Source organism: Rathayibacter oskolensis, from assembly GCF_900177245.1.
Taxonomy (GTDB): domain Bacteria; phylum Actinomycetota; class Actinomycetes; order Actinomycetales; family Microbacteriaceae; genus Rathayibacter; species Rathayibacter oskolensis.
The window spans coordinates 1094752-1113092 of sequence record NZ_FXBM01000001.1; the positions used below are offsets into that span (position 1 = coordinate 1094752).

Genomic DNA, 18341 nt, shown 5'->3' on the forward strand with positions numbered 1-18341 from the left:
AAGGGGTGCCGCGTATCGTGAGGGGATGACCAAGTGGGCTCCGCAGAAGGCCGATGTGCTCGACGCTCTCGCGGCGGAGGTGCTGCACAACTACGCGCGCGGGCGCGTCGCGGTCGGCATCGACGCGGACGACCCCGAGGTGAGCGCGGCGTTCTCCGCCGATCTCGCGGACGCCCTCCGCAGGGCCGGTCACGATGCGTTCACCGCGCACCTGGTCGACTTCCAGCGGTCTCGGGCCGACCGAGAGGACGCGGCGCTCCCGGAGGCGCAGCGCGCCTACCTCGGCCGCTACGACTACGAGCTGCTGCGGCGCGTGCTGCTCGATCCCTTCAAGCTCGGCGGGAGCACCGGCTTCGTGCTCGCGGGCTTCGACGCCGTGCGGGACGAGGCGCGGCAGCCCAAGTGGCGCACCGCCGGCCGGGACGCCGTGCTGCTGGTGGACGGGGAGTTCGCGCTGCGGCCCGAGCTCCGCGGCGCCTGGAACCTCAGCATCCGGCTCGACACCCAGGAGCCGCCGGTGGACGCGGCCTACCGCGCGAGCACCGACCCGCGCCGTCTGGCGCCCGTGCTGGTCGACATCCGCGACCCCGAGCATCCGCGGCGCATCTTCGCCGACTCCTGCTGACGCGGCACCTCCGTCGATCCGCCCCGATCAGAGGGAGGAGGCGCGCCGGACGACGTCGGCCGGCGCGAGGAAGGCGCCCGTGCGCTCGACCTCGTGGACGAGGTCGACGAGCAGCTGGTTGACCGGCGCCTCACGTCCGAGACGGCTCGCCGTGCGCACCACCGCTCCGGCGAGATGATCGATCTCGGTCGGGACGCCGCGGCGCACGCTCTGCAGCGTGGAGCCCGGGTTGGGGACGGACCCCATGCCCGAGGCCATCCGCCGCGGCAGCAGCTCGACCACCGTGAGCGGCGCCGCCGCGAGCGCCCGCACCCGGGCGTCGGTCAGACCCTGGAGCGCGCCGAAGCTCACGCCGGACGCGATCCCGGTGCGCGCCGCCTCCTTCATCGCCCGCGCGAGCAGACGGCGCAGGCCCGGATCGGCGATCGTCTCCTGCACCGAGAGGCCCGTGATCGCGGGGAGGGCGTTGACCTCGTTGATGAGGAGCTTGGTCCACTGCGCACCCAGGAAGTCGTCCGTGGTCGCTGTCGGAACGGCCTCCCCGAGCACGGAGGCCGCGCGACGGACGTCGTCGTCGGCGGGTCGACCGGGCACTCCGAGGGTCGTGGTGGCCGGCGCGGTGACGCTCACCCGCCCCGGCTCGAGGTGGCTGGCGGCGAACAGGGCGAGCGCCCCGACGAGGCGGGCGTCGCGGACCTGTCGCTGCGCCGCCTGGAGGCCGTCCAACCCGTTCTGCACGACGACCACGAGGGTCCCGTCGACGGTGCGGCGGTTGGCGCGGAGGGCGTCCTCCGCATCCTGGGCCTTGGTGCAGACGAAGGCGATCTCGGGGACCAGGTCGAGGGTCTCGCCGCTGCGCACCCAGGCGGTGTGCCGGCCCCAGGCGCCGTCGAGGCGGATGCCGGAGCGGCGGACGGCGGTGCGGTTGGCACCCCGGGCCGTGACCTCGACGTCGTGTCCGGCGCGATCCAGGAGCGCGGCGATCGTGCCCCCGACGGCGCCCGCTCCGAGTACTGCGATCCTCATCCGGCAAGCCTAGGGCGACCCGATCCGCGGGTCGCGCGCGGAGCCGACTCCCGAACGGCGCGTGTATCCTCGCACCCGTGCTCGAGACCCCCGGTGACCCAGCGACGGCGCCGAACGGGATCCTCCTCCTCGACAAGCCCGGCGGGATCACCAGCCACGACCTCGTCGCGCGGACGCGTCGCCGTGCCGGCACTCGCAAGGTCGGCCACGCCGGCACTCTCGACCCGATGGCGACGGGTCTGATGATCCTCGGCCTCGGCCCGTCGACACGGCTGCTCACCTACCTCGTCGGTCTCGACAAGGTCTACGAGGCGACGATCCGCCTGGGCGCCGCCACCACCACGGACGACCGCGAGGGCGAGCTGCTCGAGAGGTCGGAGCCGGGTCGCGTCGCGTCGATCACTCCGGAGTCGGTCGACGAGGTCGTCGCCGCGCTCACGGGCGCGATCGAGCAGGTGCCGAGCTCGGTCAGCGCGATCAAGGTCGACGGCCGCCGCGCCTACGCTCGTGTGCGCGACGGCGAGGAGGTCGTCCTGGCGGCCCGGAGCGTGACGGTCTCGGCCTTCGACGTCCTCGCCCGCCGCGATGTCGACGGGTTCCTCGATCTCGAGGCGCGCATCGCGTGCTCCTCCGGCACCTACATCCGCGCGCTCGCCCGCGATCTCGGCGCGGCGCTCGGTGTCGGCGGGCACCTCACAGCGCTGCGGCGCACCGCGGTGGGCCCGTTCTCCGTCGATGCGGCGGGGGACATCGACGAGGTGGACGTCGCCTCCGCCATGCTCACCCCGACCGCGGTGGCGGGGGAGCTGTTCCCGCTGCTGCACCTCGACGCCCAGGCGTCCGTCGATCTCGCCAACGGCAAGCGCATCGCGGCTCCGGAGGCGGCGCTGGCCGCGAAGGGACTGCTCGCGGCCGTCGACCCGGCCGGGCGGCTCATCGGCCTCGCCGAGCGCCGGGGCCGGCTGCTCACGAGCGTCGTGAACTTCCCCACCGAGCACCTGCGGGCGGTTGCGCCGTGATCGAGTGGTTCACGACGCTGCAGGTCGGCGTCGCCGTCGTCGCGGGACTGCTGTGCCTCGTGCTCGGGCTCCTCGGTCGGCGCCCCTCCGACGTCTCGGTCGGGGCGACCGCGATCGTCGAGCTCCTGCTCATCGTCCAGCTCGCGGTGGCGATCGTCTCTCCGCTGGTCGGCAACTCGCCGTCGGGGAGCCTGCCGGAGTACTACGTCTACCTGATCTCGGCGCTGATCCTCCCGGTCGTCGCGGGCTTCTGGGCGCTGATCGAGCGCAGCCGGTGGAGCACGGTCATCCTGGGCGTCGTCTGCCTCTCGATCGCGGTGATGGTCTACCGGATGCACCAGATCTGGTTCTTCCAGGTCGCCTGAGCCCAGCGGCCGCCGCCCGGCGGCTCGTGCCGAGCGCCTACCATTGACCCTGCGATGTCGAATCAAGCCAGCGATGCGCCCCGACGGGCGACCACCCCGCGAAGCACCAGGACCCAGCCCGTCCGCTCGAGACGAGCGAGGGGGATCGGCAGCCTGCTCGTGGTGGTCTACGGGATCCTCGCGCTCGCGGCCACCGGGCGCTCCGTCTTCCAGATCATCGACCGCTTCGAGGAGGCGCCCCTCGCGTTCTCGCTCTCGGCGCTGTCGGCCGTCGTGTACATCGTCGCGACCGTCGCGCTCGTCGCGCCCGGCCGCCTCTGGCAGCGCGTCGCCTGGGTCACGATCACCTTCGAGCTGATCGGCGTGCTGGTCGTCGGTGCGATCAGCGTGCTCGCCCCGCAGCTGCTCGGCCTCACGAGCGTCGACCCCTTCGGCCGCCAGTCCACGGTCTGGTCGGCGTTCGGCGCGGGCTACCTCCTCATCCCGCTCGTCCTGCCGGTTCTGGGGCTGTGGTGGCTCCGGGTGCAGAGCCGCCGCGACGCCGCCGGACCCGCGTGATGCGCGTCGAGACCAGTCCGCAGGACCTTGCAGGGATCGGCCCCTCCGCGGTGACGATCGGCAAGTTCGACGGCGTGCACTCCGGCCACCGTGCCGTCATCGGGACCCTGCACGAGCGTGCGCGGGAGCGGGGGCTCGCCGCCGTCGTCGTCACCTTCGACCGCAATCCGCTGAGCGTCATCGCACCCGAGAAGTGCCCTCCCGCGCTCGTCGGCAACGAGCAGAAGCTCGAGCTCCTCGCCGGCACCGGGGTCGACGCGACCCTGATGCTGACCTTCGACGAGGCGTTCCGCTCGCTGACCCCCGAGGAGTTCGTGCAGCAGGTGCTCGTGGACGCCCTCGAGGCGCGCATCGTGCTCGTCGGCTCCGACTTCCGGTTCGGCGCGCGCGGGGCCGGAGACGTCGGGATGCTCCGCTCCCTCGGAGAGACGCACGGCTTCGACGTCGAGCTGATCGACGACGTCCGGCCCGAGCACGGGCGCCGCGTCTCCTCGACCTGGATCCGCGAGCTGCTCGCGGAGGGCGACGTCGAGCACGCGACCTGGCTGCTCGGTCACGAGCCCGTCGTGCGCGGAGTCGTGGTGCACGGAGCGAAGCGGGGCCGCGAGCTCGGCTTCCCGACCGCCAACCTGTCCCCGGAGTCGCAGGGGCTGATCCCCGCCGACGGCGTCTACGCGGGGCGGCTCACCGTCGAGGGGCGCACCTACCCCGCCGCGGTCTCGGTCGGGAGCAACCCGACGTTCGTGGGCGTGCCTCCGAAGCAGGTCGAGGCCTTCGTCCTCGACGAGACCCTCGACCTCTACGATCGCGTGGTCGATGTGGCCTTCGTCTCGCGCATCCGCGGACAGGTCGCCTACGAGGGCGTCGAGCCGCTGATCCGGCAGATGAACCACGACGTCGGTCGCATCCGGACGGTGCTCGGCCTCTCCTGAGCCCCCGGCCGGGCCGTTCCGGTGCCGCGGGCATAGCAGCGGGCGGGGCCGCGCACCAGCAGGGGAGGCGCGCCCCCGCTCGGCGTAGCGTGGCCGGCATGAGCGAATCGTCACCGGCACCGTCGCGCCCCCTCGCCCTCGTCACCGGAGCGACGGGCTACATCGGCGGTCGCCTCACCCCCAGGCTCCTCGAGGCCGGATTCCGCGTGCGCGTGCTGGTGCGCGACCCCCGCAGGCTCGCCGAGGTCCCCTGGGCCGACCAGGTCGAGGTGGCGCAGGGCGACCTCGCCGACCCGGAGTCGCTCGCGGCGGCCTTCGAGGGCGTCGGAGTCCTCTACTACCTCGTGCACTCGATGGGCTCCGGCGCCGACCACGCCCGCTTCGAGGAGATCGAGAGCCGCGCCGCGACGAACGTCGCCGAGGCCGCACTGGCCGCCGGGATCGAGCGGATCGTCTACCTCGGCGGCCTGCACCCCGACGGCGAGGAGCTGTCGAAGCACCTGCGCTCGCGCGCCGAAGTCGGCCGCATCCTGATGGAGTCGGGAGTGCCGACCATCGCGCTGCAGGCCGGAGTGATCATCGGCTCGGGCTCGACGTCGTTCGAGATGGTGCGCCACCTGACCGACATCCTCCCCTACATGCCCGCGCCGCAGTGGGTGCGCAACTTCATCCAGCCGATCGCGGTGCGCGACGTGATGCACTACCTCATCGGCGCCGCCTCCCTCGAGGACCGCTCGATCAACCGCACCTTCGACATCGGCGGACCCGATGTGCTGCGCTACGGCCAGATGATGAACGGCTACGCGGTCGAGGCCGGTCTCCCGCAGCGGCCCATCGCGTCGCTCCCCGTGTTCACTCCGTGGCTCGCCTCGCAGTGGGTCAATCTCGTGACTCCGATCCCGCGCTCTCTCGCCGTGCCGATCATCGCCTCCCTGCAGTACGACTGCATCGTGCGCGAGCAGGACATCCGGGAGCTGATCCCCGACCCCGAGGGCGGGCTCACCGGGTACCGGCGATCGGTGCGGCTGGCGCTGGGCAAGATGCAGTCCGGCGAGATCGAGACGAGCTGGCAGAACTCCGAGGTCGTCGGTGCCCCGAGCGATCCGCTGCCCAGCGATCCCGAGTGGGCGGGCCACACGGTCTACGTCGACCGCAAGGTCCGTCGGACGGACGCCGACGCGGCCAGGCTCTGGCGGGTCATCGAGGGCATCGGAGGGACCAACGGCTGGTACTCCTTCCCGCTCGCCTGGGCGATCAGGGGATGGATGGACAAGCTCGTCGGGGGAGTGGGACTGCAGCGCGGCCGGCGCGACTCCGAGCGCCTGCACGCCGGCGACGCGCTCGACTTCTGGCGGGTCGAGGCGATCGAGCGGCCCACACTGCTGCGCCTGCGCGCCGAGATGAAGGTCCCGGGAGGGGCGTGGCTCGAGATGCGCGCGGAGCCCGCAGACGGCGGCGGCTCGGTCTACACCCAGCGCGCCGTCTTCTTCCCGCAGGGGCTCGCCGGACGGCTGTACTGGTTCGCCGTCCTGCCCTTCCACGGAGTCATCTTCAACGGGATGGCGAACCGGATCACGGCGACCGCGGCGGGGCTCCGCGACTCGGCCGATGAGGGGTCCCCTGGCGGGCGCGGAGAGCAGAGGTGACAATGGGAGGGTCCGCGGGCGGCGACGCCGCCCCGGACGCAACCGAGAGGAGCACGATGAGCGAACGGTCGGACACGGACGCGGGGCGCGATCTCCAGCTGGGCAAGACCCTCTTCATCGGGGACAGCATCATCCAGGGGGGCGGCTGGGACGAGTGGCTCTCGGCCTCGACGGTGGTCGACGAGGGAGTCGGCGGGGCGACCACGGCCGACGTGGTGGCACGGCTCCCCGAGCTGATCGAGCAGGCGCCGGACACGATCGTGCTGCTGGTCGGCACGAACGACCTCGCCTGGCACCGCACCACCGAGCACATCGTCCGCAACATCGAGACGGTCGTGGCGACCTTCCGGCGCGACCTCCCGGACGTGCGCATCCTCGTGATCTCCGTGCTGCCGCGCGGGCACGAGTTCGCGCCGCAGATCCGCGAGATCAACCGCCACCTCTGGCAGTTCGCCCCGACGGCGCACGCGGGCTACCTCGATCTCTGGCCCGTACTGGCGGGCGAGGACGGCGGGATCCTTCCGCAGTACTCCCCGGACGGGCTGCACCTCAACGAGGACGGCTACGCCGCATGGCGGGAGGCGCTCGGACCGGCGCTCGGCGCGGTCCTGCGCATGCCTCCCCGCACGCGCCCCATCACGCTGCCGTTCGACGAGTTCGCCCGCCCGAAGACGGCGTAGGCGCCGGCTTCAGAGGGCGCTGAGCGCCCCTCCACACCCTCCCCACAGCACTCGCCAGCACTCTCGGACTGCGCCCGGACGGGGCGGAGGACGAGAGGCGGAGGCGCGATGAGCGGCTACACGGTCGAGAACGACGAACGCGGGCGGGCGGCGGAGGCGACGGGATGGCCGCCGCCGAACCCCTCGACGGCATCGGCTCCCGCGGTCGAACCGCGGCGGCGCTGGTGGCGGCGACGGTCACGGGTGATCGCCCTCGCCGTGGTCGCGGGTCTGCTCCTGCTGGGTGGCGGCTACGGGATCGGCTACGCGGTCGGCAACGCGGTCGGCTCCTCCTCCGCGGTGCGCTTCGATCCGTCGCAGCTGGGCGAGATGCCCGAGGGCGGCTTCCCGGGCGGGGGTCAGCCGGGGTTCGGAGGGCCCGGCGCGGGCGACTCGGGGACGGGCGGCACGGGCGACTCCGGCACGACGGACACGTCCGGAGCGACGACGAGCTGACGGGGGCTAGCCGAGCTCCCCGCGGAACGCGTCGAGCGCCTCCGTCGAGAAGAGGACGAAGCGCACCTCGTCGATCGTCGGGCCGTCCTCGGCGACCGCTCGGCGCACCGATGACACGGCCACGCGGGCGGCGTCGTCCATCGGCCAGCCGTAGACGCCCGCCGAGACGGCGGGGAACGCGACGGTGCGGGCACCGAGTGCGCGAGCGCTGCGGATCGACTCCGTGTAGGCGGAGGCGAGGACGGCGGTGCGGTCCTCGCGCGTCGAGAACACCGGGCCGACCGTGTGGACGACCCAGCGCGCGGGCAGCCTGCCCGCGGTGGTGGCGACGGCGGACCCGGCCGGGAGACCGTCGGGGAGCTCGGTCGCGCGGAGGCGCCGGCACGCCTCGAGGATCTCGGGGCCGCCGGCGCGATGGATGGCGCCGTCGACCCCTCCGCCGCCGAGGAGGGAGGAGTTCGCGGCGTTGACGATCACGTCGACGTCCTCGCGGGTGATGTCGCCGCGGACGGCAGTGAGCGTGGTCATCGTGCCTCCTCCGCGCCCCTCCGGGCGCTGCTTCGAGCATCGCACCCGGCGCACCCGATCGGGTGCGCGTTCTGCCGTCTGCGATTCGCGGGTCTCGACCTGCGGGGCTACCCGACCAGCAGGCCGTGGGCGGCGGGCGTCTCTCCGGGGATCCGCCGTCCTGCGGGACGGGGTGCCGCCGCCGCTCCGGCGGCCGGGATCAGGAGCGGTTGTTCGAGAGCTCGAAGATCTTCACCAACTCCGCGATCGCGGCCTCCCGGGCGTCGCCGCCCTCCTCGAACATGTCGGTGATGTGCGTGCGCAGGTGGTTCTCGACGATCAGCTTGTTCAGCGAGCCGAGCGACTTCTGGATCGCGAGCGACTGCGTGACGATGTCGACGCAGTAGTCCTCGTTCTCGATCATCTTCTCGAGCCCGCGCATCTGGCCCCCCAGGATGCGGGCTCGGTGCAGGGAGCGTTTCTTGAGGTCCTCGATCACGCGGCCAGCCTACGCCGCCGGCCGGGATACCCGGGCGGGGTATCCGGCCCGTAGCATCGGAGAGTGAATGCCAAGAAAGCCGGCCCCCCGCCCCGCGGAGGAGTCGCCGACCGCTACCCCTCCCGATCCACGTCGAAGATGGCACTCGCGCCGGGGATCCTGGCCGCGATCATCCTCGTGGCGGGCCTCGCGCTCGTGGGGGGCGACGCCTACGACTTCATCCGCTATCCGGTCGCGATCCTCGCGGCCGTGATCGGGTGGTTCGCGATCCAGGGGAGGGCCTACTACTGGCTGGCGGGTCTCGTCCCGATCGTGCTGCTCTGGAACCCCGTGCTGCCCTTCTCGTTCCCGGACGCGGTCTGGTCCTCGCTCCATCTCGCCGCGGTGGGAGTCGTGGTCGCAGCGGGACTGCTCATCAAGGTCCCCGTCCCCGAGTGAGCCCCGCCGGACCCCCGTCCGGGAGTACACTCGGGGTGCACCCGCGCGCCGGGGATGCTGCGACCGGGTCTCAGACCCGTTGCTCGGAGCTCCCGACGGCCACCGGGCGCACCGATGCCCGTCACCTCAGCGGAGGCGACGCGGCCTGTGCAAGACAGTGCAGTGCAATGCGACGGTAGAGCGCGGGAATCCCTCCTCCGCCCCCGTCACACGTCGAGGAGGAGCATGGCTCGCAGCGGCCAGCGTCAGTCCGGTCAGACGCGTCGAACCACGAACGCGGCCGGGTCCCGGCCCCGATCGCGCGCGCGCGGAGTCGACAACTCGGGGATCATCCCGATCCTCGCCCGCCGGGTGCGGGAGGTCGAGGCGAAGGCGCAGACCGGCAAGGTCGGGCCGACCAACCGGACGAAGTTCCTGGTCATCGCCCTCCTCATGCGTGAGGAGCGCAAGCGGGTCAAGGTCGACACCGAGCTCTCGGACTCGCAGCGTGCAGAAGAGATGAAGCGCCTCGACGGTATCGCGACGATCCTCGCGAAGACCGCCGCGCGGGACACGAGCCTGATCGCCCTGCTCGAGTCGGAGGCGGGGATCACCCCCGCCGCGCAGAAGCTCCGCCGCGACTGGCTGCTCGAGGCGGGAGCCGAGCTGAGCCCCGACGAGCTGCTCATCGTCACCGAGCCCGAGCCCAAGCCGGAGGTGCCCGTCAACCAGGTGGTCCCGCCCTCGGTCCGCGCCCGCCAGCTCGCCAACCCGTTCCTCCCTCCGGACTTCTCGATCGCGGCACCGGCACCCGCACCGCGCCGCCGGCTGGACGACTGGGAGCTGCTCGGCCCGCTCTTCAAGGCCTTCGAGTACGGCGCCGGCGGTCGCGCCGCGAGCATGGAGCTGCCGGACCCTCCTGCCATCGACCGCGTGACGCCGCGCGGGCGCGAGCTGATGCCGCACCAGGCGCGCTTCATCGAGAGCGCGCGGGAGGGGCACCGCAGCTTCCTCCTCGCCGACGAGCCCGGCCTCGGGAAGACGGCCCAGAGCCTCCTCGCCGCCTCCGTCACCGGGTCGTACCCGCTGCTCGCCGTGGTCCCCAACGTCGTCAAGATGAACTGGGCGCGCGAGGTCGAGCACTGGACACCGCAGCGCCGCGCGACCGTCATCCACGGCGACGGCGGCACGCTCGACGCCTTCGCCGACGTCGTGATCGTCAACTACGACATCCTCGACCGGCACATCGGCTGGCTGGGGAACCTCGGGTTCCGCGGCATGGTGGTCGACGAGGCGCACTTCATCAAGAACCTGCGCTCGCAGCGCTCGCAGAGCGTCCTCGCGCTCGCGGCGAAGATCCGCGAGACGACCCCCGGGCACGACCCGCTGATGATCGCCCTCACGGGAACACCGCTCATCAACGACGTCGACGACTTCCGCGCGATCTGGCGCTTCCTGGGCTGGATCGACGAGACCAAGCCCGGGCCGGAGCTCATGCGCCAGCTCGAGGAGACGGGACTCACGCCGGCCGACACGGGCTTCTATCCCGAGGCCCGCGAGGCCGTGATCGATCTCGGCATCGTCCGTCGCAAGAAGATCGACGTGGCGGCCGACCTGCCCTCCAAGCGGATCGTCGATCTGCCCGTCGAGCTCGACGACGACCTCGGCCGCTCGATCCAGAAGGCCGAGCGCGAGCTCGGAGCCCGCATGCTGCAGCGGTTCCGCGCCGTCACCGCGTCGATCACGCACGAGCTCGACGACACCGAGCAGGAGCGGTTCATCCGCATCGTCGCGCAGAGCGAGCTCGAGGAGTCGAAGTCGGCCAAGACCGGCGAGAACGTGTTCACGATGGTGCGCCGCATCGGTCAGGCGAAGGCGGCGCTCGCGGCCGACTACGCCTCCCAGCTCGCTCGCTCCGTCGGCAAGGTCGTGTTCTTCGCCAAGCACGTCGACGTGATGGACCAGGCGGAGGACACGTTCGAGAAGCGCGACCTCACCTCGGTCTCGATCCGCGGCGACCAGACGGCGACCTTCCGGCAGGCGCAGATCGACGCGTTCAACGAGGACCCCGACGTCTCGGTCGCGGTCTGCTCGCTGACCGCAGCGGGAGTCGGCGTCAACCTGCAGGCGTCCTCGAACGTCGTCCTCGCCGAGCTCTCGTGGACCTCCGCGGAGCAGACCCAGGCGATCGACCGCGTGCACCGCATCGGGCAGGAGGAGCCGGTCACGGCCTGGCGCATCATCGCGGCGCACACGATCGACGCCAAGATCGCCGAGCTCATCGACGCGAAGGCCGGTCTCGCCGCCCGCGCGCTCGACGGGGCGGACGCCGAGACCGCCTCGGCCGACACGGTCCAGCTCGACGCCCTCATGCACGTGCTCCGCGAGGCGATCGGCTGACCCGCCCGCTCGGCGCCCGCTGCACGTCCGGCTCGTGAGACGTCGTTCGGCTCGTGGAATCCACGCGGTTCTGCGAGCCGACCGTGTCCCCGCGAGCCGGAGGTGCGCGAGTGCGGCGGTGTGCGTCAGTCGGTGACGATCGTGCTGTCACCCCGGTCGCCGACCACGACGCGCAGACCGATGGGGAGCCGTTCGCGCATCGCGTCGACGTGGCTGATCAACCCGATCGTGCGGCCACCCGAGCGCAGCGAATCGAGGGTGCCGAGCGCCGTCTCGAGCGTCTCGGCATCGAGTGAGCCGAAGCCCTCGTCGATGAACATCGTCTCGAGCGTGATGCCGCCCGACTGCATCGTGACGACGTCGGCGAGGCCGAGAGCGAGGGCGAGGGAGGCGAGGAAGGTCTCGCCTCCCGACAGAGACGCAGCCTGTCTGCGCGCACCCGTGAACGCGTCGAGGATCTGGATGCCGAGACCCGACGCGGCTCCGCGATAGGCGAGCGAGTCGTCGTGCAGCAGGGTGTAGCGGCCGCTCGTCATCGCCGTCAGACGCAGATTGGCCGCGCCCACGATCTCCTCGAGGCGGCCGGCGAGGGCGAACGCCTCGAGGTCCATGCGCCGGGAGTTCTGGCCGTCGACGGTCTCGGCGAGCGCGCGCAGCTCCAGGTGCCGCTCGAGCCGGCCCTCGAGCGCCAGGAGGCGCTCGTCGGCGAGCAGGGCCAGCTCGCTCAGCCGTGCGGCGCGGTGCTCGAGCACCGAGAGCAGCGACCGGGCCTCGTCGCGGCGGGACGAGGCGGCTCCTGCGCGCTCCTCGGCCCCGGCGAGGTCGACGGGAGAGGTCGGCAGCCCGTGCAGCTCGGGCTCGGCGAGGACGGCCTCGACCGCGCTCCGGCGGCGCTCGTGCTCGGCGACCACGGCCTCTGCTCGGGCGCGTTCACCGGAGGTGAGGGCGGCCGCCTCCGCCGCCTCCCGGGTCGGGAAGCCCTTCTCGACCAGCGTCCCGGCGAGCTGGTCCTCGGCTGCGGCCACCGCCTCGCCGCGGATCCGCGCGACCTCGTCGGCGCGGACCAGATCGTCGGCGACCCGGCGCCGCAGCGAGAGCGCCTCCACGCGTGCCCCGATGCTCGCCGCGCCGTCGCGGTGGGCGTCGACCCGCTCGCGGAGGTGCCGGAGCGTCTCGGAGGCGATGGTGGCCTCGCGCGCGAGCCGGTCGTGGTCGGCTCGCGACACGTCGCGGCGGGCCGCGAGCTCCTCGATCCGGGCTCGGAGCGCTGACCGCTCGCCGCGGAGCTCCTCGATGCGCGCGGCGGCGCTCAGCGCGCTCCGGAGCAGCCGCTCGACCTCGCTGCGCCGCAGGCGGAGCTCCTCCGTGCTCTCGCGGCCCGCCCGCTCCTCGAGCGCGGCGAGACGGAGGGCGGCCTCGTTCTCGCGATCGCGAGCCGAGTCCATCGCCGCCGCCGCACGCTCGACAGCCCCGCGGGCGTGCTCGAGGTCGTCGTTCGAGACCGGCGCGAGATCGTCGTCCCGGGCGGGCACAGGGTGCTCGCGGGATCCGCAGACCGGACAGGGATCGCCGGGGACGAGCGCGGTCGCCAGCTCCCCGGCGTAACCCGCGAACCGCCTCGCGACGAGATCGGCGTGCACCTCGGCGCTCCCGCTGTGCGCGCGGACCGCCTCGGCGTAGGCGGCGCGCAGGCCCGAGAGACTCGCGGCCGCCGTCTCGCGCTCCTCGGCCGCCGCGAGCCTCCGCTCGACGCCCGCGAGCTCGTCGACCCGCAGGGGGACCGTCGCAGCGTCGGCGGAGAGCTCCGACTCCTCTGCTTCCACGGCCTGGATCCGGACGGGGTGTCCTGCGAGCTCCTCCTCGAGTCGGCGCGACGCGGCGGCTGCCCGATCGCGGTCCCTGTCGGCCGCTTCGGCGAGACGGGTCGCCTCCGGGATCCGGCCCTCCTCGGCGAGGGCGTCGGCCAGCGCGCCGAGGCGCCCGTCGATGCTCTCGCGCTCCGCCCCGGCGGCGGCGGGGTCGGGGTCGATCCCGAAGAGCGAGCGGTAGGCCGCGGCCGCTCGCTCGAGCGCCGTCGCGGCGGCGTCGGCGGCGTCGTCGGCGGTCCGCGCGGCGCGCAGGAGCGGCGCGACCCCGTCGGCCCGCCGCGACGCCTCGAGCCGCTCGCGCTGCTCGATGACGACCGACTCCGCCACGGCGAGCTCCTCGGCATCGCGCAGGGCGCGGGCGCGGCGCTCCTGCGCGCGACGGAGCGATCGTGCCGCGTCGAGTGCGTCGAGCGCCTCCCGCGCCTCGTCGTCGGCGCGCTCGACCGCAGAGCGGGAAGTCTCGAGCGGCAGCCGGATCCGCGCGACCAGACCCGCGAACCACTCGGAGTCGACTGCGTCGGGGCGGGGCGCGGGGGAGTCGTCGGCGAGCCGACCCGCCTCGTCGGCCAGAGCGGCGATCGCGGCGCGCTCCTCCTCGAGGGCGGCGCCGCTCTCGTGCCGCTGCGCGAGGAGGCGACGGCGCAGCAGCTCGTACCGCTCGGTCGCGAAGAGGGTGCGCAGCAGCCGCTGACGGTCGTCGTTCTTCGCGAGCAGGAACTCGTGGAAGCGGTTCTGCGCGAGCAGGATGACCTGCAGGAACTGGTCCTTCGTCAGCCCGATGATGCGGCCGATCTCGACGCCCGTCTCCTTGGCGCTCGAGGACAGGCCCGTCCACGCGCCGTCGATGCGCTCGTGCAGCTCGACCCTGGCCGGTTGGGTCGTGGTGCCCCCGCCGCGCTTGCGCGGACGCTCGTACTCGGGGGAGCGGCGGATGCGGTAGACCCGCCCCGCCGCCTCGAAGTCGAGCTCGGCCCAGGTCTCGTCCTCGGGTCCGCTGTGATCGCTGCGCAGCCGTGCCGCCGTTCCGTCGAACCGGGGCACGGAGCCGTAGAGCGCGAAGCTGATCGCGTCGAGGACGGTGGACTTGCCGGCTCCCGTCCGCCCGGCGATCAGGTAGATGCCGACGTCGTCGAGGCGATCGAAGTCGATCTCCTGCGGAGTGCGGAACGGGCCGAGTCCGGCGAAGGCGAGTCGGTGGATCCTCACCGCGCGGCCTCGGCGTCGACCGCGGCGAGGGCGTCGAGGGCGAGGGCGCGCTCGGTCTCGGTGGCTCCGTGGCCCCCGCGCACGTGGGCGAGGAAGTCGTCGACGACCTCGACGTCGCTGCGCCCGCGGACGCGCTCGGCGTAGCGGACCTCGGCGGACTCGGCTCGGGGCGGGCGGTGCTCGAGGGTCGCGCAGCCGGGGAACCGCGACTGCAGGCGCGCCATCGCGTCGAGCGGCCTCACCTCGTCCGTGATCACCGCCGCCACCCAGTCCGGCTCGTACTCGGCGAGCGAGGGGTCGCTGAGGAGATCGTCGAGGCGCCCCTCGATGAGGCTCAGGCGCCGCGGGACGGGCAGCGGCGACCAGCGCACCTCGCCGAGCCCCTCGGGCCCGATGTCGACCAGCCAGCCTCCGCGCGGCTTCGCCGCCTCGCCGAACGAGTAGTGCAGGGGAGCGCCGGAGTAGCGGACGTGGGGCAGCAGCGTCGCCCGGCCGTGGATGTGCCCGAGCGCCGCGTAGCCGGCCTCGGCGAAGTGGTCGACCGAGACGTAGTCGAGGCCGCCCGCGGTGATGTCGCGCTCGAGGGTCGCGGCGGGAGCGCCGACCGCGAAGCAGTGCGCGAGCACGACCCACGGCCGCCCGGCACGCTCGGCATCGGCGCGGACCCGGCGCATCGCGAACGCGAGGACGTCCTCGTGGCGGCGCAGCGACTCCTCCGGGTGCCGGTGCCGGTGGAGCGCCGGCTCGAGATAGGGGATGCCGTAGACGCCGACCTCGAGGCCGCTCGCATCGCGCAGCACCACCGGGCGGTCGTAGGCGTCGGGATCGGTCAGCACGTGCACGCCGGAGGAGCGCAGCAGCCCGGCCTGGAACCCGAGTCGCGCCGGCGAATCGTGGTTGCCGCTGATCAGCACCACCTCGGCGCCCGCTCCGCGGATCGCCTCGAGCGTGCGGGTGAGGAGCGTGTAGTGCTCGGCCGCGGGCACCGCGGAGTCGAAGACGTCGCCCGCCACGAGGACCGCGTCGACCCGCTCGGCCCGCACGGTCTCGACCAGCGCCTCGAGCACGACGCCCAGCGCTCCGACGCTCGAGTGGCCGTGGAAGGTGCGGCCGATGTGCCAGTCGGAGGTGTGGAGGAGCTTCACAGCCGTCCTTTCGAGGGAGCGCGGGGTCGCCCCCTGTCGTGCTCCTCCAGGCTAGTGAGCCCCTCCGACACCCGGCGCGCGGCACTCCCGGTCGCCGTCACCTCCCGTTCACCCGCGGGTGCAGAATGGGTCGTCGGTCGAGACAGAGGAGGTGCGTCGTGAAGCTGCCCCGCGTCCCCTCGACGATCCTCGGCATCGGCTCGCGGACCCGCGCCGTCGCCGAGGACACGAGCCCGATCCAGCGGATCCTCCCCGAGGAGGAGCCCGCGCGCACCAGCACGGTCGACAACGCCATCTACCAGGACGGCCGCCGGATCGTGTCGCCGAGGAGCATCCCGGAGGCGCTCGCCGCGCTCCAGAAGCTCCCCGATGCGATGGCGTGGATCGGCCTCTACCGGCCGACCGAGGCCGAGCTCTCGTCGCTCGAGGACGAGTTCTCGATGCACCCCCTCGCCATCGAGGACGCGATCAGCGCGCACCAGCGCCCCAAGCTCGAGCGCTACGGCAGCGACATGTTCGTCGTGCTGCGGGCCGCCAGCTACTCCGACCAGCGCGAGGAGGTCGACTTCGGCGAGCTCCACCTCTTCGTCGGCCCGAACTTCGTGGTCACGGTCCGCCACTCCGAGAAGCCCGATCTCTCGCTCGTGCGGCGCCGGATGGAGGCCGACCCCGAGCTGCTGCGGGTCGGCCCGGTCGCGGTGCTCTACGCGATCCTCGACGCGGTCGTCGACCAGTACTCGCCGGTCGTCGCGGGCCTCGAGAACGACATCGACGAGATCGAGGCGCAGGTCTTCGAGGGTGACCCGGCGGTGTCCCGGCGCATCTACGAGCTCAGCCAGGAGGTGCTCGACTTCCAGCGCGCGGTCTCGCCGCTCGTCGGCATGCTCGGCCGCCTCGTGACCGACTTCGAGGTCTTCCAGTCGGACGTCGAGCTGCGCCGCTACATCCGCGACGTCGCCGACCACGTCGCGGTCGTGAACGAGCGCGTCGACGGCTTCCGGACGACGCTGCGCGAGATCCTCGCGGTGAACGCGACGCTCGTCGCGCAGCGGCAGAACGAGGACATGAAGAAGCTGGCGGAGGCGGGCAACCAGCAGAACGACGAGGTCAAGCGCATCTCGGCGTGGGCGGCCATCTTCTTCGCACCGACCATGATCTCGAGCGTCTACGGCATGAACTTCGACGTGATGCCCGAGCTCCACGTGGCGTGGGGATACCCGGCTGCGCTGGGTGCGATGCTCGCCTCCAGCGTGGTGCTGCACCGGCTGTTCAAGAAGTGGGGCTGGCTCTGAGCGTCGGGACGGTCGTCCGGATGCGGCGCTGTCAACACCCTGACGGCCGCAGGACCCGCGCGTAGCGTCGATCGCGAGCCGCCGCCGCGCGGTCGAGCGGAGTGTGCCCGATGGAGCGAACCGATGTCCGGATGCCGCCGTCGCAGTCGATCTGGCGGGCCGGAGCGGCACCGATCCCGAGCGATCCCTTCGTCGGCGGCGCTCACTACGACGACGTCGTGGTCGGGGCGGGCCTGTCCGGTCTCGTGACGGCGCTGCTGCTGCAGCGAAGCGGCCGCCGCGTCCTCGTCCTCGAGGCCAGGGTGGCCGGGTCGGTGACGACGGGCAACACGACGGCGAAGCTGAGCCTCCTGCAGGGTGCGCACCTCTCCACGATCGCGGCGCGCAACACGGCGTCGGTCACCGAGGCCTACGTCGCCGCGAATCTCGCCGGCTTCGCCTGGCTCCTCGACTACCTCGACCAGGCCGGCGTACCCGTGCAGCGCCGCACGGCGTACAGCTATGCGCAGACCCCCGACGGAGTCGCCGCGGTACTCGAGGAGCACAGGACAGCGCGGCGCTTCGGGCTCGGCACGCGCCTGGTCGGCGACCTCGGGGCTCCGTTCCCGAGCACGGCGGCCGTCGCCCTCGACGACCAGGCGGAGTTCGATCCGATGGACGTCCTGACGGCTCTCGCGGCCGACTTCCGCGCGGCGGGCGGGGTCCTGGTGCAGGGTGTCCGCGCACTGGGCGTCCGCGCGTCGAAGCCGGTCAGCGTCCGCACGGCCCTCGGCTCGGTGACGGGGGAGCGGGCGTACCTGCTGACCGGCACGCCGATCCTCGACCGCGGGCTGTACTTCGCCAAGCTCGTCGCCCTGCGCTCCTACGCCGTCGCCTTCCGTGGCGCGGACGGGATCCCGGACGGCATGTTCCTGTCGATCGACGAGCCGTCCCGGTCGGTCCGAGACGTCGAGCGCGACGGCGAGCGGCTCCTCCTGATCGGCGGCAACGGCCACACCGTCGGGCGCCGCGGAGAGACGCTCGAGGCGGTCGAGGACCTCATCGCCTGGACGCGCCGCTACTTCCCGGGCGCCGAGCCGGTCGCCCGCTGGAGTGCCCAGGACTACGAGGCCTTCCACCGCGTGCCCTTCGTCGGCTGGCTCCCGCGCGGGAGGGGCAGGATCTTCCTCGCCACCGGCTACGACAAGTGGGGGATGACCAACGCAGTGCAGGCCGCTCTCACGCTGGTGGGCGACGCGCGGGGCGAGACGCCGCCGTGGGCGAAGACCCTGCACCGCCGCCCGACCCTCCCGCGCGTGGTCGTCGAGGGCCTCGGCGCCGGCGCGGCGGTCGGCGCCTGGGCCGCGCGCGGCTGGTGGAGCGCCATGCGGGCACCGCGATCGGAGTCGGTGATCCCCGCGGAGGGCCGCGGCGAGCTCGCCCGCGACGGGCTTCGGCCGATCGCCGTCTCGACGGTCGACGGCCGCCGCTGCGCGGTCTCGGCGGTCTGCCCGCACCTCGGGGGAGTCGTCACCTGGAACGACGCCGAGCGCAGCTGGGACTGCCCCCTGCACGGCTCGCGCTTCTCCGCCGACGGTTCGGTGCTCGAGGGACCCGCCGTCACGCGGCTGGCTCCGCGGGGCTGACCGGCGGCCCGGCGGCGGCGACCGGGAGCGTGCGGT

The 18341-nt window shown here is 73.0% G+C and carries 17 protein-coding genes; 12 read left to right on the top strand and 5 right to left on the bottom strand.

The genetic code is table 11. From position 1 onward, the window contains the following. Positions 1 to 25: 25 nt before the first annotated feature. Positions 26 to 625 (top strand): nucleoside/nucleotide kinase family protein, encoded by a 600-nt coding sequence (locus tag B9Y99_RS05330; RefSeq protein WP_085475505.1) that lies wholly within the window; start codon positions 26 to 28, stop codon positions 623 to 625. Positions 626 to 652: 27 nt separating this feature from the next. Here B9Y99_RS05330 and B9Y99_RS05335 read toward each other — a convergent pair whose 3' ends face one another. Continuing rightward, a complete protein-coding gene (locus B9Y99_RS05335) occupies positions 653 to 1651 on the bottom strand; it encodes a ketopantoate reductase family protein (RefSeq protein WP_085475506.1) in 999 nt (332 codons plus the stop codon). Between the two features lie 77 nt (positions 1652 to 1728). Here B9Y99_RS05335 and truB point away from each other — a divergent pair, with 77 nt between their 5' ends. The 7 genes from truB (at position 1729) to B9Y99_RS05370 (ending at position 7346) form a co-directional block, all read left to right on the top strand. Further along, positions 1729 to 2670: a tRNA pseudouridine(55) synthase TruB gene (truB, locus tag B9Y99_RS05340; RefSeq protein ID WP_085475507.1), complete on the top strand. Its 942-nt coding sequence runs from the start codon at positions 1729 to 1731 to the stop codon at positions 2668 to 2670. Next, positions 2667 to 3035 (top strand): hypothetical protein, encoded by a 369-nt coding sequence (locus B9Y99_RS05345; RefSeq protein WP_085475508.1) that lies wholly within the window; start codon positions 2667 to 2669, stop codon positions 3033 to 3035. Before truB ends, B9Y99_RS05345 begins: the two co-directional genes overlap by 4 nt. 54 nt (positions 3036 to 3089) lie before the next feature. Beyond that, on the top strand, positions 3090 to 3593 hold the full coding sequence (locus B9Y99_RS05350; RefSeq protein ID WP_085475509.1) for a hypothetical protein: 504 nt from the start codon (positions 3090 to 3092) through the stop codon (positions 3591 to 3593). Next, a complete protein-coding gene (locus tag B9Y99_RS05355; protein ID WP_085475510.1) occupies positions 3593 to 4525 on the top strand; it encodes a bifunctional riboflavin kinase/FAD synthetase in 933 nt (310 codons plus the stop codon). The genes B9Y99_RS05350 and B9Y99_RS05355 overlap by 1 nt, the downstream gene beginning before the upstream one ends. A gap of 98 nt (positions 4526 to 4623) precedes the next feature. Continuing rightward, entirely contained in the window at positions 4624 to 6171 is a 1548-nt protein-coding gene (locus tag B9Y99_RS05360) for an SDR family oxidoreductase (RefSeq protein ID WP_085475511.1), read from the top strand. A 56-nt stretch (positions 6172 to 6227) separates the two neighbouring features. Beyond that, positions 6228 to 6851: a GDSL-type esterase/lipase family protein gene (locus B9Y99_RS05365; RefSeq protein ID WP_085476257.1), complete on the top strand. Its 624-nt coding sequence runs from the start codon at positions 6228 to 6230 to the stop codon at positions 6849 to 6851. Between the two features lie 108 nt (positions 6852 to 6959). Beyond that, positions 6960 to 7346, top strand: a complete 387-nt coding sequence (locus B9Y99_RS05370) for a hypothetical protein (RefSeq protein WP_085475512.1) — start codon at positions 6960 to 6962, stop codon at positions 7344 to 7346. 6 nt (positions 7347 to 7352) lie between these two features. On the opposite strand, the gene B9Y99_RS05375 is transcribed toward B9Y99_RS05370, so the two are convergent. Together B9Y99_RS05375 and B9Y99_RS05380 are read right to left on the bottom strand one after the other, a co-directional pair. After that, positions 7353 to 7874 (bottom strand): O-acetyl-ADP-ribose deacetylase, encoded by a 522-nt coding sequence (locus B9Y99_RS05375; protein ID WP_085475513.1) that lies wholly within the window; start codon positions 7872 to 7874, stop codon positions 7353 to 7355. A 199-nt stretch (positions 7875 to 8073) separates the two neighbouring features. Next, positions 8074 to 8352 carry a metal-sensitive transcriptional regulator gene (locus B9Y99_RS05380; RefSeq protein ID WP_085475514.1) on the bottom strand — a complete coding sequence of 93 codons (279 nt, stop codon included), beginning with the start codon at positions 8350 to 8352 and terminating at the stop codon, positions 8074 to 8076. 63 nt (positions 8353 to 8415) lie between these two features. On the opposite strand from B9Y99_RS05380, the gene B9Y99_RS05385 reads away from it, so the two are divergent. Next, entirely contained in the window at positions 8416 to 8790 is a 375-nt protein-coding gene (locus tag B9Y99_RS05385; protein WP_129587904.1) for a DUF6804 family protein, read from the top strand. A 225-nt stretch (positions 8791 to 9015) separates the two neighbouring features. Then, positions 9016 to 11169: a DEAD/DEAH box helicase gene (locus tag B9Y99_RS05390; RefSeq protein ID WP_085475516.1), complete on the top strand. Its 2154-nt coding sequence runs from the start codon at positions 9016 to 9018 to the stop codon at positions 11167 to 11169. 125 nt (positions 11170 to 11294) lie between these two features. Here the strand turns inward: B9Y99_RS05390 and B9Y99_RS05395 are convergent, their stop codons facing one another. After that, complete coding sequence (locus B9Y99_RS05395) at positions 11295 to 14243, bottom strand: AAA family ATPase (protein WP_085475517.1); 2949 nt, start codon at positions 14241 to 14243, stop codon at positions 11295 to 11297. Then, positions 14240 to 15388 (bottom strand): exonuclease SbcCD subunit D, encoded by a 1149-nt coding sequence (locus B9Y99_RS05400; RefSeq protein ID WP_085475518.1) that lies wholly within the window; start codon positions 15386 to 15388, stop codon positions 14240 to 14242. Before B9Y99_RS05400 ends, B9Y99_RS05395 begins: the two co-directional genes overlap by 4 nt. 158 nt (positions 15389 to 15546) lie before the next feature. Here B9Y99_RS05400 and B9Y99_RS05405 point away from each other — a divergent pair, with 158 nt between their 5' ends. After that, complete coding sequence (locus B9Y99_RS05405) at positions 15547 to 16680, top strand: magnesium and cobalt transport protein CorA (RefSeq protein WP_425298472.1); 1134 nt, start codon at positions 15547 to 15549, stop codon at positions 16678 to 16680. A 110-nt stretch (positions 16681 to 16790) separates the two neighbouring features. Continuing rightward, positions 16791 to 18305, top strand: coding sequence for an FAD-dependent oxidoreductase (locus B9Y99_RS05410; protein WP_244274776.1), 1515 nt, complete (start codon positions 16791 to 16793; stop codon positions 18303 to 18305). Positions 18306 to 18341 lie beyond the last annotated feature (36 nt).